This is a genomic window from Paraburkholderia sp. RL17-380-BIE-A (genome assembly GCF_046028085.1).
GTDB lineage: Bacteria > Pseudomonadota > Gammaproteobacteria > Burkholderiales > Burkholderiaceae > Paraburkholderia.
The window spans coordinates 296226-313261 of the sequence record NZ_JARESQ010000002.1 but is presented as its reverse complement, the minus strand read 5'-3'; the positions used below and the strand labels follow the sequence as shown (position 1 = coordinate 313261).

General features: G+C 63.5%; 16 protein-coding genes. 8 read left to right on the top strand and 8 right to left on the bottom strand.

The genetic code is table 11. The annotated features are described in order from the left end of the window. Nucleotides 1-21: 21 nt before the first annotated feature. Both P0D68_RS04180 and P0D68_RS04175 read right to left on the bottom strand, forming a co-directional pair. On the bottom strand, nucleotides 22-576 hold the full coding sequence (locus P0D68_RS04180; RefSeq protein ID WP_408295205.1) for a transglycosylase SLT domain-containing protein: 555 nt from the start codon (nucleotides 574-576) through the stop codon (nucleotides 22-24). A gap of 254 nt (nucleotides 577-830) precedes the next feature. After that, entirely contained in the window at nucleotides 831-1544 is a 714-nt protein-coding gene (locus P0D68_RS04175) for a Crp/Fnr family transcriptional regulator (RefSeq protein WP_408294737.1), read from the bottom strand. A gap of 91 nt (nucleotides 1545-1635) precedes the next feature. Between P0D68_RS04175 and P0D68_RS04170 the strand changes: the two genes are divergently transcribed. Continuing rightward, the gene (locus tag P0D68_RS04170; protein WP_408294734.1) at nucleotides 1636-2175 is read left to right on the top strand and encodes an Mpo1 family 2-hydroxy fatty acid dioxygenase; all 540 of its coding nucleotides are present in this window, start codon (nucleotides 1636-1638) and stop codon (nucleotides 2173-2175) included. A 49-nt stretch (nucleotides 2176-2224) separates the two neighbouring features. Here the strand turns inward: P0D68_RS04170 and rarD are convergent, their stop codons facing one another. Further along, nucleotides 2225-3121 (bottom strand): EamA family transporter RarD, encoded by an 897-nt coding sequence (rarD, locus tag P0D68_RS04165; RefSeq protein WP_408294731.1) that lies wholly within the window; start codon nucleotides 3119-3121, stop codon nucleotides 2225-2227. Nucleotides 3122-3721: 600 nt separating this feature from the next. On the opposite strand from rarD, the gene egtD reads away from it, so the two are divergent. Further along, a complete protein-coding gene (egtD, locus tag P0D68_RS04160; RefSeq protein WP_408294728.1) occupies nucleotides 3722-4702 on the top strand; it encodes an L-histidine N(alpha)-methyltransferase in 981 nt (326 codons plus the stop codon). A 146-nt stretch (nucleotides 4703-4848) separates the two neighbouring features. Here the strand turns inward: egtD and P0D68_RS04155 are convergent, their stop codons facing one another. Then, nucleotides 4849-5142 carry an acylphosphatase gene (locus P0D68_RS04155; RefSeq protein WP_007178616.1) on the bottom strand — a complete coding sequence of 98 codons (294 nt, stop codon included), beginning with the start codon at nucleotides 5140-5142 and terminating at the stop codon, nucleotides 4849-4851. Nucleotides 5143-5365: 223 nt separating this feature from the next. Between P0D68_RS04155 and hpnA the strand changes: the two genes are divergently transcribed. Both hpnA and P0D68_RS04145 read left to right on the top strand, forming a co-directional pair. Next, nucleotides 5366-6376, top strand: a complete 1011-nt coding sequence (gene hpnA, locus P0D68_RS04150; protein ID WP_408294725.1) for a hopanoid-associated sugar epimerase — start codon at nucleotides 5366-5368, stop codon at nucleotides 6374-6376. A 136-nt stretch (nucleotides 6377-6512) separates the two neighbouring features. After that, on the top strand, nucleotides 6513-7055 hold the full coding sequence (locus tag P0D68_RS04145; RefSeq protein ID WP_408294722.1) for a hypothetical protein: 543 nt from the start codon (nucleotides 6513-6515) through the stop codon (nucleotides 7053-7055). A gap of 61 nt (nucleotides 7056-7116) precedes the next feature. Here the strand turns inward: P0D68_RS04145 and P0D68_RS04140 are convergent, their stop codons facing one another. Together P0D68_RS04140 and hpnC are read right to left on the bottom strand one after the other, a co-directional pair. Further along, the gene (locus P0D68_RS04140) at nucleotides 7117-8289 is read right to left on the bottom strand and encodes a glycosyltransferase (RefSeq protein ID WP_408294721.1); all 1173 of its coding nucleotides are present in this window, start codon (nucleotides 8287-8289) and stop codon (nucleotides 7117-7119) included. Beyond that, nucleotides 8289-9155 carry a squalene synthase HpnC gene (hpnC, locus tag P0D68_RS04135; protein WP_408294718.1) on the bottom strand — a complete coding sequence of 289 codons (867 nt, stop codon included), beginning with the start codon at nucleotides 9153-9155 and terminating at the stop codon, nucleotides 8289-8291. The genes P0D68_RS04140 and hpnC overlap by 1 nt, the downstream gene beginning before the upstream one ends. Before the next feature lie 341 nt (nucleotides 9156-9496). Here hpnC and ispH point away from each other — a divergent pair, with 341 nt between their 5' ends. Then, complete coding sequence (gene ispH / locus P0D68_RS04130; protein WP_091805398.1) at nucleotides 9497-10441, top strand: 4-hydroxy-3-methylbut-2-enyl diphosphate reductase; 945 nt, start codon at nucleotides 9497-9499, stop codon at nucleotides 10439-10441. A gap of 10 nt (nucleotides 10442-10451) precedes the next feature. Then, nucleotides 10452-11606: an adenosyl-hopene transferase HpnH gene (hpnH, locus tag P0D68_RS04125; RefSeq protein WP_091805395.1), complete on the top strand. Its 1155-nt coding sequence runs from the start codon at nucleotides 10452-10454 to the stop codon at nucleotides 11604-11606. A gap of 150 nt (nucleotides 11607-11756) precedes the next feature. Here the strand turns inward: hpnH and P0D68_RS04120 are convergent, their stop codons facing one another. Continuing rightward, complete coding sequence (locus P0D68_RS04120) at nucleotides 11757-12362, bottom strand: MlaC/ttg2D family ABC transporter substrate-binding protein (RefSeq protein WP_408187333.1); 606 nt, start codon at nucleotides 12360-12362, stop codon at nucleotides 11757-11759. A gap of 212 nt (nucleotides 12363-12574) precedes the next feature. On the opposite strand from P0D68_RS04120, the gene hpnN reads away from it, so the two are divergent. Both hpnN and P0D68_RS04110 read left to right on the top strand, forming a co-directional pair. Continuing rightward, nucleotides 12575-15190 (top strand): hopanoid transporter HpnN, encoded by a 2616-nt coding sequence (gene hpnN / locus P0D68_RS04115; protein WP_408294714.1) that lies wholly within the window; start codon nucleotides 12575-12577, stop codon nucleotides 15188-15190. 2 nt (nucleotides 15191-15192) lie between these two features. Continuing rightward, nucleotides 15193-16233 carry an MlaA family lipoprotein gene (locus P0D68_RS04110; protein WP_408294712.1) on the top strand — a complete coding sequence of 347 codons (1041 nt, stop codon included), beginning with the start codon at nucleotides 15193-15195 and terminating at the stop codon, nucleotides 16231-16233. 70 nt (nucleotides 16234-16303) lie between these two features. Here the strand turns inward: P0D68_RS04110 and P0D68_RS04105 are convergent, their stop codons facing one another. Continuing rightward, nucleotides 16304-17035 (bottom strand): phosphorylase, encoded by a 732-nt coding sequence (locus tag P0D68_RS04105; RefSeq protein ID WP_408294709.1) that lies wholly within the window; start codon nucleotides 17033-17035, stop codon nucleotides 16304-16306. Between the last annotated feature and the right edge of the window lies 1 nt (nucleotide 17036).

The window sequence follows — 17036 nt, the reverse complement described above, 5'->3', positions numbered from 1 at the left end:
ACCGCGCCGCGAATGAGTCGTTCATTCGCGGCGCAGGCTTGCGTCGAAACGCTGCATACGCAATACCACGCGCCGCGCATAGCCGCGGCCTCCGCCGCTGTAGCGCAGCAAGGCGGCGTCGAGATCGCCACCGCTTTCGTCGAGGTAGCGGCGCAGGATGGTCGAACCGATCCGCACGTTGATGGCCGGATCGGATAGATCGACCGCGCCTGCAATCAATTGCGGGTGAGCCGCAGGCAGGATTTGCATGAGTCCTCGCGCGCCCGCGACGCTGACCGCATAGCGATCGAAGCTCGACTCGACCGCCATCACGGCAAGCAGCAGGATGGGGGAAATGGCGTGGCGGTCCGCTTCGGCGAGCACTGCGCGGGCAATCTTCAACGACTCTGTCGGCGCCACACGAAACTGTGCGCGCAACATGGCGGTGATATCGCCCAGAGTCGGCAAACTGGCTTCCAGCGTGGCATCGCTCGCGAGGATCGGAGCAGCGGATGCAGTCGGCTGCGCATCGGCAGCGGTATCGGCGCCGGCGGCATGCGCGGCATTAGCCAACGTGAAGACGATCGCTGCAAGCATGCTCGTCAAGCGGCGTACCGCGTAACGGTCGGCCTTTCGTTGTCGTGACACACCTTGCAGAGCGCTAACCCCATGCATATTTTCGCTTCCTGACCCGGATGCCTCGACCTTACCGGGCTGGATATAGCGAATCGCAATAGAAATAGGCGCGCGCCGTAAAATGCTTATAAAGATGCGTCGGCGTTTGGTCGGCGTTTGGTCGGCGTGTCGTCTATCGCGCAGGGCGCAAGCAGGCGAGAACAAACGCTCAGCCGTCAATCCGCAGGCAGATTCAGCTCCGCCAGAACACCCAGCTTCTGCACGTCGGTAATTTCGATTTCCGCATAACCGAGCTTCAGCGCGCCTTGCGTTTCGAATTGCTTCAATACCTGGTTGATGGTTTGCCGGGACAGCGCCAGCATCATCGCGAGATCTTCTTGCGGGACTTTGAGCACGCGCCGCAATGCGCCGGGCTCGCCGTAGCCGCCGGCCATCAATAACAGACGGCGCGCCACGCGCTGCGCGGCGGGCAGCAACGCGGCCTCTTCTATCGCGTCGAAGGCAAGCCGCAGCTTTTGTGTCAACAGCAAGCCGAACATATGCCAATAAGCGGGCGAGCGTGCGAGCAGCGTGGCAAGCGCGGCGCGTGGTACATGAAACAGCACGGAATCGCGCTCGGCATACGCATCGTGAGTTCGCGGCCGACTGTCGAACAGCGCGATCTCGCCGAACCAGTTCACCGGCTCGATAACGGCGAGCAAGGCTTCCTTGCCCGCCGAACTCGCCGCACCGATTCTCACGAGCCCGTCGAGCACGCAATAGAGGCCGTCGTCGGTATCGCCGCGAGTGAAGAGCCGCTGACCGCCGGCGAGGTGCTCGACACGCCCTGCGTCGACCAACTGCGCCCGCATGGGAGCCGGCGCCGAGCGAAACCACGCGCTGCGCTCGAGCAGCGCGACCAGCTCATTCGATGGAAAAATCGCAGTCATAGAACGGCTTCCGTGGCCGATTGTCGGCTACCCGATGGTTTCAAATTCCGCTGCCCGCGATTATGCTGACTTTAACCAGGGAGCGGGATCCATGAGAACGCTGACGCAACAGTTGACGCAATACGCGGCCTACCATCGTGACCGGCGCAACATCGCCACGCATTTCATCGGCATTCCGATGATTGTGCTTGCGTTGGCCGTGTTGTTGAGCCGGCCCGCTTTTGCGATCGGCGCGCTGCCGCTGACGTTATCGCCGGCATGGGTATTGTTCATCGCGGCAACGCTCTACTACCTCGTGCTCGACGTGCCGCTCGGCCTGCTGATGGCGCTCGTATCCGCACTGTGCGTCGCGTTTGGTCGCTGGAGCGCGGCGCAAGCCACGCTGACGTGGCTCGTGATCGGCGTCGGGCTTTTTCTGGTCGGTTGGGTGTTTCAGTTCATCGGCCATGTCGCCTACGAGCATCGCAAGCCGGCCTTTGTCGACGATGTGATCGGGCTGCTGATCGGACCGCTGTTCGTTCTCGCGGAAGCGTTGTTCGGCTTCGGCTGGCGGCCCGCGCTACGCGAATCGATCGAGGCGCAAGTCGGCCCGACGCGCATCAATGCGGACCGTACGGCGGCACATCACTAAAGCGCGCCGCCGGATTCGTGGACTGCATGCTCGATGCGGATCGTCCGGCTCAGCCAGGCGCGAAGCGAACGAGGCGCACGCTATGCAATGCCGTCAACGCAACCGCGACCCAGATAGGAACGTAGGTGGCCAACTGTGCGGCGCTGGGCGTTTCGCCAAGCAACGTGATCGAGACCAGCACGAGCAGCACCGGTTCGACATAGCCGAGAATGCCGAACAACGCGACCGGCAACAGGCGGCTCGCCTTCAGATACGAAGCCAGCGCAATGGTGCTCAGCGCGCCGAGACCGGGCAACAAGAGACACCACATCCCGAGGCGTCCGGAGATCAGCGTCAGCGAAGCGCTGCTCAACACCTGAACGACCGCCACGGGCAACAACAGCGCCATCTCCACGGTGAACATGGCAAGCGAATCCTGATTGATTTTGCGGCGCAACACGAAATACGGCGGATAGCCTATCGCGACCAGCAAGGTCGGCCACGAGAAGGCGCCCGTCACCCACAGTTCATGGCCGACGCCCACCGCTGCGCACACCACCGCCAGCCACTGCAAACCATCCAGCCGCTCGTGATAATGAAAGCGCCCAACAAGCACCATCACCAGCGGCAACAGGAAATATCCGAGCGACACTTCGAGCATCCGGCCATGCAGCGGCGCCCATAGAAACACCCACAGTTGCGCGCCGAGCAACGCCGCGCTCACGATCATCGCCACGCCGAGTGCCGGCTCCGTCACCATGCGGTAAAGAAGCTGCCGCAGAATCGGCAGACGCTTGCGCAAAGCGACCAGCAATAGCGCGCCGGGCACGGTCCATACAATGCGCCACGCGAAAATATCGAGGCCGCTCAGCGGCGCGAGCAGTGTTGCGTAAGCGGAGAGTAATGCGAACATGGTTGACGCGCAGACCGACAACGCGATACCGCGCTTTGGGTCATACTGGTTCATCGGGCGCTCCATCGTGTGGGCGCTTCGGCGCTCGCCGCGGATAAACGTATGTGCGCGAATAGCTGGGATTGCAGCGCAGCATCTGGCCGCGCGGCGTTTGTCGGTGTCATTGGAACTGAAGTCTCACAAGCGGGCAGCGCGAAACAGGCACTGCGTTTTTTATCTTTTAATACGACGCAAGCCGGCATTCTAGACGGGTATCTGTTTGGAGATCGGCCAGCTTCTGTCGGCAGGCTGCAATTATTCCGTGCGCATTGCGCGTCGGTGCACTAGAACATAACTTCACGCGCGGCTGGAACAGCCGGGCTTTTTCACCGGCAACATCGCTCGCGATCCCGCGCAAAGCGGCTCAAGCGCGAAACTTGCTAAGAAGTCTTGCGACGTTGTTGCAGCGTCGTTGGCAATGCCCCGCAGAACGTCCTTTCGGGGACAGCATACGCAGCAGCCATTAGCCGGGCCGGCAGTGGCAGTCTCACGGACCATGCCCGCCCTTCCCCTCCACGGCACGCCTGAACTCGCGTCTCACCACGCGTGCCGCCGCCCCCGGCAACAGCATCCCTCATCGAATGTGATTCATCGAATGTGACTACTGGAGACAGCATGACGCAGCCAGCCCTATCGCACGACGCATCACCCGACCTACGCTCCGCCTTCGCCGCCGACGTTCGCGCAGGCCTCACCCACACGCCTCAGAAAGAGTTGCCGTCGAAGTATCTGTACGACGAAGTGGGCTCCGCACTGTTCGAAGTGATTACCGTGTTGCCGGAATACGGCGTGACCCGCGCCGAAGAACGTCTGCTCGCGAAGCACGCGGCCGACATCGTCGCGCATCTGCCGCATGACGTGACCGTCGCCGAACTCGGCAGCGGAAGCGGCCGTAAAACACGGCGCATTCTGGAAGCGCTGTGTAAAAAGCGCCCTACTTCTTACTGCCCGATTGAAATTTCGCGCAGTGCATTGCAGTTGTGCAGGCGCGAACTAGGCGACATCGAGCGTATTTCGATCGTCGGCTATGAACGGGACTATCTGGCAGGTCTCGCCGAAGTGAGCAAACAACGCGCGGCGGACGAACGGTTACTCGTACTGTTTCTTGGCAGTACGATCGGTAATTTCGGCAGACTCGCGGCGACGCGTTTCCTGCGCGACATCCGCAACATGCTCGCGCCCGGCGATGCGTTGCTGCTCGGTACAGATCTGATCAAGCCGAGGCCCGTATTGGTCGCCGCCTACGACGACTCGATCGGCGTGACCGCATCGTTCAATCTGAACCTGCTCGCGCGGATCAATCGCGAACTCGACGGTGACTTTCCGCTCGACGCGTTCGAGCACGTCGCGCGCTTCAACCCGGACGCGCGCAGCATCGAAATGCACCTGCGTGCGAAGCGCGATATCACCGCGCACGTGGGCGCGGCGCAATTGACGGTATCGCTCAAAGCGGGCGAAACGATCTGGACCGAGAGCAGCCACAAATATCGCGCGGAAGAAATGCCCGCGATTGCAGACGACGCCGGCTTCGTCTGCAGCCATCAATGGGTCGAAGAAGAATGGGGCTTTGCGGAGAGCCTGCTCGTGGCGCGTTGAACGTGGGGTGAGCGAGCCTCGAACGTGCGGTGACCGTGGCGGCGCCGCCGAATGACTCGAGCGGCTTAAGTAGCCGCGCAAAAACGGCAAGGCGTCGCGCCATCGGCATGATGGCGCGACGCCTTTTGCTTTGCGTGGAACGCCGCTCAGTGCTGTTCGAAACGCTCGTAGCGCTTTTCGGTGGAGCGTTCTTCGCCGCTCACCTCGGTCACGCGCGCCGCCGGCGGCCCGTGACGCAGCCACGACAGCATGCGGTCGACCTGGTTGGCCGAGCCCTGCAACATGGCTTCGACGGAACCGTCGTCGAGATTCGCCACCCATCCTTTGATTCCAAGCGCGTGGGCCTGCCGCACGGTCGCGTGGCGAAAACCGACGCCCTGCACGGTGCCGCGTACGCGTACATAGTAAGTTTCGATCCGCTGATCCAGATCCGGGGCCATGCCGTCTTCTCCTCTGTCAACCGGAGTGAGCGCTTCAGCTCCCATGCAAAGCACTGACTCCGATCCGATGCACACATTCTTTCAAGCCGGCATTCTAGTCGCGTCGCGGCGAGCTTGCTCGGCAATGCGCGCGTCCCGCCGACCCGTTTGAGGCCGTTCGCGCGACATGCAACACGCGCGCCACGTACAATCCGTCGACTGTCACGCAGGAAATGGAAACAGAATGACCGAACAGAATCGCGATCTCGTGCTCGTGACCGGCGCCTCCGGCTTCGTTGGCTCGTCGGTGGCGCGCATCGCGCAACAGAAAGGTTTCAAGGTGCGCGTGCTGGTGCGCGCGACCAGTCCGCGTCAGAACGTCGAGTCGCTGGACGCGGAAATCGTGGTGGGCGACATGCGCGACGAAGCGTCGATGCGCAACGCACTGCGCGGCGTGCGCTATCTGCTGCATGTGGCCGCCGACTATCGCCTATGGGCGCCGGACCCGAGCGAGATCGAGCGCTCGAACCTGGAAGGCACCGAGGCGACCATGCGCGCGGCGCTGAAGGAAGGTGTCGAGCGGATTGTCTACACGAGCAGTGTGGCGACGCTGAAAGTGACCAGTTCCGGCCAGTCCGCCGATGAGACCTCGCCGCTCAAAGCCGACCAGGCTATCGGCGTCTACAAGCGCAGCAAGGTGCTCGCCGAACGCGCGGTGGAACGAATGATCGCCGAAGACGGTTTGCCCGCGGTGATCGTCAATCCGTCCACGCCGATCGGTCCGCGCGACGTCAAACCGACGCCGACCGGACGCATCATCGTGGAAGCGGCGCTCGGCAAGATTCCCGCGTTCGTCGACACAGGACTTAACCTCGTCCACGTGGACGATGTCGCGGCCGGCCATTTCCTCGCGCTTGAACGCGGCAAGATCGGCGAGCGCTATATTCTCGGCGGCGAAAATCTGCCCCTTCAACAGATGCTCGCGGATATCGCGGCGCTGACCGGCCGCAAAGCGCCGACGCTCAGCCTGCCGCGCTGGCCGCTTTATCCGCTGGCCATGGGCGCTGAGGCAGTCGCCAAGATCACGAAACGCGAACCGTTCGTGACCGTCGACGGCTTGAAAATGTCGAAGAACAAGATGTATTTCACATCGGCGAAAGCGGAGCGCGAACTCGGCTACCGTGCCCGGCCCTATCGCGAGGGTCTGGGCGATGCCCTCGACTGGTTCCGGCAAGCCGGCTATCTGAAGGCCTGAGTGTGCCTGAACACGCGGCCCGCGCCGGGCCATCCGGCGCGGTCGCAAGCATTTTGTTACAACGTCACCGTGTTAGCGAAAGGTAAAAGCCTACGCGCAGCAGGTAAAATCGTGGGTCTTACCAGAGAAACCTCGCATGAATCTTCACGAACAGCTCGGCGCGCTGGAAGTGGGCGTCGATCAGCTCATTCAGGCTGTCGTGGCCCCGCAGGCCGAAAACATTCCCGAGACACCCGCAGACACCACTGCGCCGCAGGCGCCGGTGGAGCCGGTCGCGTCCGAATCCAGGGCTGAAGCGGTTGCGGCCGACACTGAGGCGGCCGTAGTCGAAGACAAGGCGCCGGCCCCGCAGGTTCAGCCCACGCTCGAAATCAATCGCCCCGCGCAGAACGAGATCACCATGACGATCGGCGGCCAGACGGTCGCGCTGCGCGCGGAGCAGATCGGCCAACTGATCGAGGAGTTGTCGAACGCGCGTGCTTCAATGACGCCGGAACCGCCGCCGGGTATTCCGCCAGGCTGGCGCTTCGTGTCCACGAAGAATCCGGTCATGGCAGTGCAGAAGCAGTCGAACGGCGACCGTCTGCTGGTCATGCGCCATACCGGGCACGGCTGGGTTCCGTTCACGTTTTCGCCGGACATGGTGATCCAGCTCTACATGATGCTCACCAAGGGCTGATGCAAAAAAAGCGGCGCCCGAGAGCGCCGCTTTTGCATTCCACCTGCGTCTGACCGCTGTTTCAGCGCTCCTGCACCGGCGCCTGAACACGCGCCTTCCACTGCCCACCCTTGCCACGCCAGTAGCGCACCGCCGACGCGAACGTCGCGCCGACATAGAACAACGCGACCAGCGGCAAAAACGGCGCCCACAGCGGCGAGCGGCGATAGTAGCTGAGCATCGGCGCATAAGCGCAGCACATGGCCGCCCATGCGAGCCACGCGGGCCAGCCCGTCGGGCCGAGGACCAGTGCGGCTACCGGCGGCATCAGGTAAATGATCGTCATGCCGACCAGCGTGCCTGCCAGCAGCAACGGCGAGTAATGCAGTTGAGTGAAGGCCGTGCGCGCGATCATGTTCCAGATCTCACGCCAGTTGTCGTACGGACGCAGCGACACGCTGCGCGCCGCCACGTCCAGCCGGATCGGATGACGCCCCGTGCCGCGATGCTTGATGCGCGCGGCGAGGCTGCAGTCGTCGATCAGCTCGGCGCGGATCGACTCGATGCCGCCCGCTTCTTCCAACGCGCTCCGGCGCACCAGCATGCAGCCGCCCGCGGCCGCAGCCGTACGATTGCGCGGGTTGTTGACCCATGAGAACGGATACAGCTTGGCAAAGAAGAAGACGAAAGCGGGAATCAGCGCCTTTTCCCAGAACGAATCGCAGCGCAGGCGCACCATCAGCGAGACGAGGTCGCGCTGTTCCGCGTCAGCACGTGCGACGAGTTGCGCGACCGCGTCGGCGGGATGGCCGATGTCGGCGTCGGTAAGCAAAAGAAAGTCCGCGGGCAAGCCGAGCGTGCGCACCGCCTCGATGCCTTGCGACTGCGCCCACACCTTGCCGGACCAGCCCGGCGGCAGCGGCTTCGCGCTCAGCACGGTCAGGCGATCCGGGCACTGCAACTGCAACGCGGCCGCGCGAGCTGCATCGGCGGTGCCGTCGTTGCTGTGGTCGTCCACGACGATCACGTGGAATTCGCCCGGATAGTCCTGCTGAAGCAGGGTGGTGACCGCTTCGGCGATCACGTCGACTTCATTGCGGGCCGGCACCACGGCGGCGACCGCCGGCCACGAAGCGCGCGGCGCGATGTTAAGCGGCGCGGCGGGACGCGCGCGCCAGAAACCGCCGCGTGCGAACAGCAACACGCACCAGATCAGCAGGGAAAGACACGAAAGAAGAAACAGAACCACCGCCATTAAACATTACCCTCGATTGAACGCGCTGCCACACCGACACGCCGCGACAGCCACATCACCACAGTGCGGGCTGCGACAACGCACCAGTCAAATGTATTGAGCACCGGCGGCTCGCGAAACACGTCGTAGCCCGCCGTCTCGATTTTGTCGAGAAAGCGCAGCCCGCCATGAACGGCCCCGCATAACTCGATTCCCAGACGCCCGGGAATGCGCAACGCGAGCGGCGCGCCGCGCACCAGCATGTCCCGGACGAAAGACACTTCGTGCGCCATGAGCGCCCGCCAGTCCTGATCGGCAACCCCGTTGGCGATGTGCGCCTCACTCACGTTGAAGCGCCGCAGGTCCGCCAGCGGCAGATACACGCGGTCCTTTTTCCAGTCGGCGGAGACGTCGAGCCAGAAGCTGATCAATTGCGACGCCGTGCAGATCGCGTCGGCGTCGGCGAGGTTTTCCGGCGTGGCCGCGCCGATCAGATGCAGCATCAGATGCCCGAGCGGGTTCGCCGAGTGGCGGCAATAATCCAGCAGCGCGGCCCGGTCGGCGTACCGGTTGGTGTCGATGTCCTGAGCGCACGCTTGGAGCAGATCGTAGAACGGCGCGAGCGGTAGTTTATACTGCGCCACAACACCGGCCAGCTTGCCGAACAGCAGTGGATGAACCGGCGCCGCGCGCCGCTGTGCGACCGCGTCGAGACCGGCGCGGAAGTCGGCGAGACGGGCGTGCCGTTCGGCCGCGCTCCAGTCGCCTTCGTCGGCAATGTCGCCCGCCGTGCGGACCACCTGATAGATGATTCCGATAGGCGTGCGCAGCGCTTTTGGCAGCAACACGCTCGCGACCGGAATATCTTCGTATTGATCGACGTCCATCCAGCGAGCCTCGAAACCCTTTTGTAATGTGGGCGCCGGGGCGCCGCAGGACTACGTAGTTTAAGGGTTCCGTTAAACCGCTGCAGCGTGTAATGATTGCCGCATCCGCACTGGCATGGGCCGGCTTGCGGCTTCAACCGTGGGTCCGCCGCTGCGGCGGCCGCCCAACACCGGCCGGGCGCCGCCAAAGCAAAGCCGGCCTGATAGCGTTAGAATGCGCGTTTGGTTTTGCTGTACCGGCAAGCGCCGGGCTCAAGACGTCAACTAAATTAGATGATCGCGGCGATAAAGTCAGATTTACCGACTTCTTCGAACCCGCGTCAGTCGGAGTTCGCCAACTTATGCGAGTCATCCTTGCTCAACCCCGCGGCTTTTGTGCGGGCGTTGTACGTGCAATCGAGATCGTCGATCGCGCGTTACAACAACACGGCGCACCCGTGTATGTCCGCCACGAGATCGTTCACAATCGTCACGTGGTCGACAATCTTCGCCAGAAAGGCGCGCGCTTCGTCGAAGAGCTCGACGAAGTGCCGCAAGGCGCCGTGGCGATTTTCAGCGCCCACGGCGTTGCCCAAACCGTCGAGCGTGACGCCGAAGCGCGCGGTCTCGACGTGCTCGACGCAACCTGCCCGCTGGTCACCAAAGTGCATGTGCAGGGTCGCCAATATGTCGGCGCCGGCCGCACGCTGATTCTGATCGGCCACGCCGGTCATCCGGAAGTGGAAGGCACGATCGGCCAGATTCCGGGCAAAGTGCTGCTGGTGCAGAGCGAGGCCGAGGTCGAAACGCTGGACCTGCCGCTCGATACGCCGCTCGCCTATGTCACGCAAACCACGCTGTCGGTGGACGATACGCGTGGCATCATCGACGCCCTGATGAACCGTTTCTCCGACATCGTCGGTCCGGATACGCGCGACATCTGCTATGCCACCCAAAACCGCCAGGCGGCGGTGCGCGAGTTGAGCAAAGAGGTGGAGGTGCTGCTGGTGGTGGGCGCAACCAATAGTTCGAACTCGAACCGGCTGCGCGAGATCGGCAGCGAAAGCGGCGTGGCGAGTTATCTCGTCGCCGACGGTTCGGAAGTGAAGCCGGAATGGTTTGCGAACGTGCAGACCGTCGGCATCACGGCCGGTGCTTCGGCGCCGGAAGAGATGGTGAAGAACGTAATCGATGCGCTGAGCGCATTGGGGCCTGTCGATGTCACGACGATGGCGGGCCGTGAAGAGAAAGTCGAATTCAAGTTGCCATCGAAACTGATGCAACCACTCGCCGCACGCGAAGTTTAAGGAGGACCTTTTGTCTATTCCGCTGCTACAGAAAGTCCGGGTCGGCGCATACATCATGCGTCAGCATCTCTCCGGCAATAAACGCTATCCGCTCGCCCTGATGCTGGAGCCCCTGTTCCGCTGCAACCTCGCCTGCAATGGCTGCGGCAAGATCGACTATCCGGATCCCATCCTGAATCAGCGCCTGTCGCTGGAAGAATGCCTCGGCGCCGTCGACGAGTGCGGCGCACCGGTGGTGTCGATCGCAGGCGGCGAACCGCTGCTGCACAAGGAAATGCCGCAGATCGTGAAGGGCATCATCGCGCGCAAGAAGTTCGTGTACCTGTGCACGAACGCGCTGCTGATGGAAAAGAAGATGGACGACTACGAGCCGAATCCGTACTTCGTGTGGTCGGTTCACCTCGACGGCGATCAGCAGGCGCACGATCACTCGGTGTCGCAGGAAGGCGTGTACGACAAGGCTGTCGCCGCCATCAAGGAAGCAAAGCGCCGTGGTTTCCGCGTGAACATCAACTGCACGTTGTTCAACGACGCCGTGCCGGAACGGGTTGCCGCATTCTTCGACACGCTGGGCCCGATGGGCGTGGACGGTATCACCGTCTCGCCGGGTTACGCGTATGAGCGCGCGCCGGATCAGCAGCACTTCCTGAACCGCGACAAGACCAAGCAACTGTTCCGCGAGATTTTCAAGCGCGGCAACAATGGCAAGAACTGGTCGTTCAGCCAGTCGGGCATGTTCCTCGACTTCCTGGCCGGCAATCAGACGTACGAGTGCACGCCGTGGGGCAACCCGGCACGTACCGTGTTCGGCTGGCAAAAGCCGTGCTATCTGGTCGGCGAAGGTTACGTAAAGACCTTCAAGGAACTGATGGAAACCACGGAGTGGGAAAAATACGGCACGGGCAACTACGAGAAGTGCGCTGACTGCATGGTTCACTGCGGTTTCGAAGCGACCGCCGTGATGGATACGGTGGCGCATCCGCTGAAGGCGCTGAAGGTCAGCCTGCGCGGACCGAAGACGTCGGGCGCTTTCACGAAGGATATTCCTCTGGATAAGCAACGTCCGGCCGAGTATGTCTTCTCCCGCCATGTCGAGATCAAGCTGGAAGAGATCAAGGTTTCCGGCAAGGGCAAGAAAGTGCAGACGGCTACAGCAGCACACTAAGCGGCCGGTGGCGGCAGTTTCGCGCCACCTGTGATCGCGAATTCAAAAAAAAAGCGCGGTGGTTTGATAGCCACCGCGCTTTTTTTACGCCCATACCGCTTGCCTTGTGCCTCTTACCTCGTGCGTCATGCCTCACGAGGCAATCAACCGTTACCCCGCGCTGCGCGCGTTGTGCGCGGTCAGAAACTTGATCAGCCCGTCTATGCCGCCTTTGGCAATCTGATCGGCGAACTGCGTCTGGTACACCTGGATCAGCCAGGCGCCCATCATATTGATGTCGTAGACCTTCCAGCCAGCGGGATCTTTGGTCATGCGATAGTCGATCGCGTCGTCGCCGCCATTGCTGAGCACGTGCGATTGCACAACAACGTCTTTGGCTCCCGCCGGCACGGTGATCGGCAAGAAATTGAACTTCACGTCCTGATCACGCAGTTGCGAGAGCGACGCAGCATAAGTGCGCGTGAGCAGCAGCGTAAACTGCTCGTAGAGTTGCTTCTGCTGTTCGGGCGTCGCGGTGCTCCACGCCTTGCCCACCGCGATGCGCGTGGTGCGTTGAAAGTCGGTGGCCGGCAGGAAGCGCGACTGGACGAGTTGGGTGATCTTCCCCATGTCGCCGCCGCGCGCTTGCGGGTCAGCCTTCATGGCGGCCACCGTGCCCTCGACGGCACTTTTTACTACCGCATCGGGTGCGCTTTGCGCATAGGCCGCGGTGGAGACGACGGCCGCGGCCAGAAAAGCAGACAGATAACGTTTCATACGCTCGACAGAACCTGAAAGAAGAAAGCGCCGCCGGGCTCGCGAGCACGCGGCGTAAGCAGGATAGACCAGTATACCGACATTGCGTTCCCGCCCCAAAGCACCCGCCGGGAGCCGTACTTGCTAGCGAACACGAGCCTGATCGCTCCGGCTCTGTATACTTGTGCACTTTCGTCAAAAACAACACCCGTGATAAGGCCAAGTTCGCCTACATGCTGAAGTCATCTATTGTCCGTCTCGTCGCCTATTCAGTGCGTCATCCGCTGCGGATCGTCGCGGTGTCGTTCGTGCTCGCCGTTTTGAGCGGCTTCTACGTTGCTCATAACTTCAAGATCAACACGGACATCAGCCGTCTCATCGAGACCGACAAGGAATGGTCGGCGCTCGACCACGCCATGGACAAGGCCTTTCCCGATCGCGGCGAAACCGTGCTGGTGGTCGTCGAAGCGCGCGCGCCGGAATTCGCCGACGCCGCCGCGCAGGCTCTGACCGCCGCGCTCAAGGCCGATTCCAAGGAGTTCGTGGCGGTTTCGCAGCCGGCCGGCGGCGCTTTCTTCGAACATAACGGCCTGCTGTTTCCGTCAACCGACGAGGTGATGTCGACCACCTCGCAACTCGTCCAGTCGCGCCCGCTGGTCAACGCCCTCGCGCACGATCCGAGCCTGACCGGCCTCGCCGGCACGCTCACCACGAGCCTGTTGCTGCCGCTTCAGATCGGTCAGGTAAAGCTCGGCGACATGAGCCATCTGCTGACGCAAAGCGCGACCACGCTCGACCGTGTGCTGGCCGGCCAGCCGGCCGCCTTCTCGTGGCGCGCGCTGGTCGACAAGAGCGCGGCCACCGATCCGGCGCGCGCCTTCGTGGTGGTGCAACCGGTCGTGAATTACGACGCACTGGAGCCGGGCGCAAGGGCGTCGAAGTCGATCCGCGACACCGCCGCCGCGCTGCACCTCGACGCGCGCTACGGCGCTACGGTTCGTCTGACCGGCGAACAGCCGCTCGCTGACGAAGAATTCGCTTCGGTCCAGGACGGCGCGGTGCTCAACGGCATCGGCACCTTTATCGTCGTGCTGATCATTTTGTGGCTGGCGCTGCGCTCGGGCCGCATGATCATCGCCGTGTTCATCACGCTGTTCGTCGGGCTTGCCATTACCGCGGCGCTCGGCCTGCTGATGGTCGGCGCGCTCAATATGATTTCGGTCGCCTTCATGGTGCTGTTCGTCGGGCTCGGCGTCGATTTCGGTGTGCAGTTCGGCGTCAAGTATCGCGAGGAACGGAATCGCGACGACCGCCTGTCCGCCGCCCTCATGCATACGTCCCACAGCATTGGCGTGCCGCTCACGCTCGCGGCGGTGGCCGTTGCGCTGAGCTTCTTCTCGTTCCTGCCGACGGCTTACCGCGGCGTGTCCGAGTTGGGCGAAATCGCGGGCGTCGGCATGTTCGTCGCGTACTTCACCAACATGACGCTGCTGCCGGCGCTGCTGAAGCTCTTCAATCCGCCGGGCGAAGCCGCTTCGCCGGGCTTCAAGCAGCTCGCGCCCGTCGACGATTTCCTCGATCGCCATCGCAAGCCTGTGCTGATCGGCACGCTGATCGTCGTGATCGGCGCCACGCCGTTGCTTACGCATTTGCGCTTCGACTTCAATCCGCTTCATCTGAAGGATCCGCATACCGAATCGTTGGCGACGCTGTTGTCGCTGAAGGATTCCCCGGAAGCCGCGGTCAACAACGTGCATGTGCTGGCGCCCTCGCTCGCCGACGCCGACCGCATGGCCACGCGTCTGCGCGCGTTGCCGGAAGTGGGCCGCGTCAACACGCTCGACACCTTCGTTCCCGCCGACCAGCAGCAGAAGCTGATGCTGATTGCGAGCGCCGCGCAGCAACTGTTGCCCGCGCTGCAGCAACAGCCCGCGCAGCAGGCAACGGACGCGGTGCGCGTCGCCGCGCTCAAGCGCGCGTCGAACCAGCTCTCGCTCGCCGCCGACGATCACCCAGGCCCAGGCGCCGCCGAAGCCAAGCATCTATCGGCCACACTACAGAAGCTGGCCGCCGCCGATGCCGCCACGCGCGACCGCGCCGAAACCGCGATGTCCGGTACGCTGCGCATCGCGCTGAGCCAACTGGCCAACTTGCTGCAGCCAACTGAAATCACCCGCGAGAACCTGCCCAAGGAAATCTCCGCAGGCTGGGTATCCAAGGACGGCCGCGCGCTCGTCGACATCTCACCGAAGGTGAAGCCCGGCACCGATCCGAACGACGACGCCATGCTCGCCCGCTTCGCCCATGCGGTGAAGAAGGCGGAGCCAGGCGCGATCGGCGGGCCGATTTCGATCCTCCATTCGGCCGACACCATCATCAAGGCGTTTCTGCAGGCCGCCGCCTACGCGCTCGTGTCGATTGCGATCCTGCTGTGGATCGCACTGCGGCGCGTCAGCGACATGTTGCGCACGCTGGTGCCGCTGCTGGTCTCTGCGCTCGTGACGCTCGAACTGTGCGTGGTATTCGGCATGCCGCTGAACTTCGCGAATATCATCGCGCTGCCGCTGATGCTCGGGGTCGGCGTGGCATTCAAGATTTACTTCGTGATGGCGTGGCGCCATGGTCAAACCAGCCTGCTGCAGTCGAGCCTGACGCACGCCGTGCTATTCAGCGCGGCGACCACGGCAACGGCATTCGGCAGCCTGTGGCTGTCGCACCATCCGGGTACATCGAGCATGGGGCGCCTGTTGGCGCTCTCGTTGTTCTGCACGTTAATCGGCGCAGTGGTTTTTCAACCCGTGCTGATGGGTAAGCCGCGCGCACGTCGCGCGAAGCAAAAAGGAATATAAGCATGAAGCTGCGTAACGCCGCGCTGGCACTCGTCGCCACCGGTTTGATTTCAGGCTGCGCCACCGGCCCCGACCGCAAACCCGGCGACCCGTTCGAACCGGTGAACCGCGCGGTATTCAGTTTCAACGATGGCCTGGACCGCTACGTCGCCGTTCCGGTGGCGAAGGGGTATCAGAAGGTGACGCCGCAGCCGTTGCGCACGGCGGTGAGCAACTTCTTCTCGAATCTGGGCGATCTGACCAACGCGGCTAACGCGCTGCTGCAATTGAAGATCACCGACGCGACCGAGGACATCGTCCGTTTCGCGTTCAACTCGACCTTCGGTCTGGGTGGCCTGCTCGATTGGGCGACGCCTGCCGGCCTGCCCAAGCACCATCAGGATTTCGGGCTGACGCTCGGTCACTGGGGTATTCCGTCGGGCCCGTATCTGGTCCTGCCGCTGTTCGGCCCAAGCTCGGTGCGTGACAGCATGGGGCTGATCGTCGACGTGAAGTTCAACCCGCTGAACTACATGGAGCCGGCGGTGCGCAATCCGCTGTACTTGCTGCAGTTCGTGAGCGTGCGTTCCGACCTGCTGGGCGCGTCGGACCTGCTGCAACAGGCCGCGCTGGACAAGTACTCGTTCGTGCGCGACGCCTACACGCAGCAACGCCGTTCGCGTCTGCGCGGCACGAGCGACAACGGCGCGCCGCTGCCGAACTATGACGATCAGGGGGATTCCGGTGCTTCGTCGGTGCCCGCCGCCGGCGCGCCGGCGGCAGGTGCCCTGCCGAATTACGCCGATCCGGGCGACGCCGCGGAAGCGCCGAACGCAGCCTCAGGCGCCGCCACCGGCGCCCCGGCGGGCGTGCCCAACTACTCCGATCCGGGCGACACGCCTGCGAGCGGCGCAGCAGGCTCCACGCCGAGCGCACCGGCCGCCGCACCTTCCGCCGCACCTTCCGCCGCACCCACCGGCGCTTCAGACACGGCCGCGCCGACGCCGCCCGCCGCGCCGCCGGCCGGCAGCACGCAGCCGGCGTCGGCACCGGTGACGCAATAGAGACTGGAAGTTCGGAACGGTGCCGCGATTTAGACTGACACTCTTGCGGCACCCAATTGACGGGGCTCTTTCAGGCGATCGCCATCCGCAGCGCCCCGGCCTCGCTCATCGCGCGCCGCGCCTCGACCAGGGAGATGCGCGCCGCCCGCGCGTCGATGGCAACCTGGATCAGTGCGCCGAGCTGCGACGGCTGTCGCAGCAACTCCCGCAGAATCGGCGCGAGCGCCGTGCTGCCGTCATCGCGCAGGCCAGCAGTGGCCGCGGATGGCAGCGTGCGCCACGCCGGATCGACAATCGCCCGGCAAACGGCGAACGGCACGCCATGCGCGGCAGCTTTCGCGCCGGCAATATGCGACTCCATGTCCACCGCCAGCGCGCCGTTCGTGCGATGCAGCACGTCCTTGTCGCCCGCGCTCACCAAAGGCGCGGTGACGGCCGCCATGAGGCCGCGGCGCACACGCGCCGCGCGCGGCCCGGCCGCCAGCGCGGCCGCGAGCCTGTCCGCCCATGGACGATCGGTCTGGAGCCGCCCAAACGGCCCCTCGACAGCGTCCGCGACAATCAGTGCGCCCGGCTCCAGATCCGGCGCCAAACCGCCCGCCGTACCGAAACTCACAATGCCCGAACAGCCGCGCGCGACCGCCGCACTCAACGCACGCTCCAGCAGATCGGCGCGCGCCGCGTAGACGACTTCAACACCTTCGCCACGAGCGATTCGCGCCTCGAACGCCATGCCCGTCACCACGATCACCGGCAAGGGGCTGCGGCGGCCGTCCGCTGACCGATTGGTCGAAAGAGGCATC

Excerpts from the sequence above, each read along its gene's own strand:
- ispH (WP_091805398.1), top strand. The coding sequence starts at position 9,497 with ATGCGAGTCATCCTTGCTCAACCCCGCGGCTTTTGTGCGGGCGTTGTA.
- hpnA (WP_408294725.1), top strand. The coding sequence starts at position 5,366 with ATGACCGAACAGAATCGCGATCTCGTGCTCGTGACCGGCGCCTCCGGC.
- P0D68_RS04175 (WP_408294737.1), bottom strand. The coding sequence starts at position 1,544 with ATGACTGCGATTTTTCCATCGAATGAGCTGGTCGCGCTGCTCGAGCGC.
- P0D68_RS04145 (WP_408294722.1), top strand. The coding sequence starts at position 6,513 with ATGAATCTTCACGAACAGCTCGGCGCGCTGGAAGTGGGCGTCGATCAG.
- P0D68_RS04155 (WP_007178616.1), bottom strand. The coding sequence starts at position 5,142 with ATGGCCCCGGATCTGGATCAGCGGATCGAAACTTACTATGTACGCGTA.
- hpnC (WP_408294718.1), bottom strand. The coding sequence starts at position 9,155 with ATGGACGTCGATCAATACGAAGATATTCCGGTCGCGAGCGTGTTGCTG.
- P0D68_RS04170 (WP_408294734.1), top strand. The coding sequence starts at position 1,636 with ATGAGAACGCTGACGCAACAGTTGACGCAATACGCGGCCTACCATCGT.
- P0D68_RS04140 (WP_408294721.1), bottom strand. The coding sequence starts at position 8,289 with ATGGCGGTGGTTCTGTTTCTTCTTTCGTGTCTTTCCCTGCTGATCTGG.
- rarD (WP_408294731.1), bottom strand. The coding sequence starts at position 3,121 with ATGAACCAGTATGACCCAAAGCGCGGTATCGCGTTGTCGGTCTGCGCG.
- hpnN (WP_408294714.1), top strand. The coding sequence starts at position 12,575 with ATGCTGAAGTCATCTATTGTCCGTCTCGTCGCCTATTCAGTGCGTCAT.
- P0D68_RS04180 (WP_408295205.1), bottom strand. The coding sequence starts at position 576 with ATGCTTGCAGCGATCGTCTTCACGTTGGCTAATGCCGCGCATGCCGCC.
- P0D68_RS04120 (WP_408187333.1), bottom strand. The coding sequence starts at position 12,362 with ATGAAACGTTATCTGTCTGCTTTTCTGGCCGCGGCCGTCGTCTCCACC.
- P0D68_RS04110 (WP_408294712.1), top strand. The coding sequence starts at position 15,193 with ATGAAGCTGCGTAACGCCGCGCTGGCACTCGTCGCCACCGGTTTGATT.
- P0D68_RS04105 (WP_408294709.1), bottom strand. The coding sequence starts at position 17,035 with ATGCCTCTTTCGACCAATCGGTCAGCGGACGGCCGCCGCAGCCCCTTG.
- egtD (WP_408294728.1), top strand. The coding sequence starts at position 3,722 with ATGACGCAGCCAGCCCTATCGCACGACGCATCACCCGACCTACGCTCC.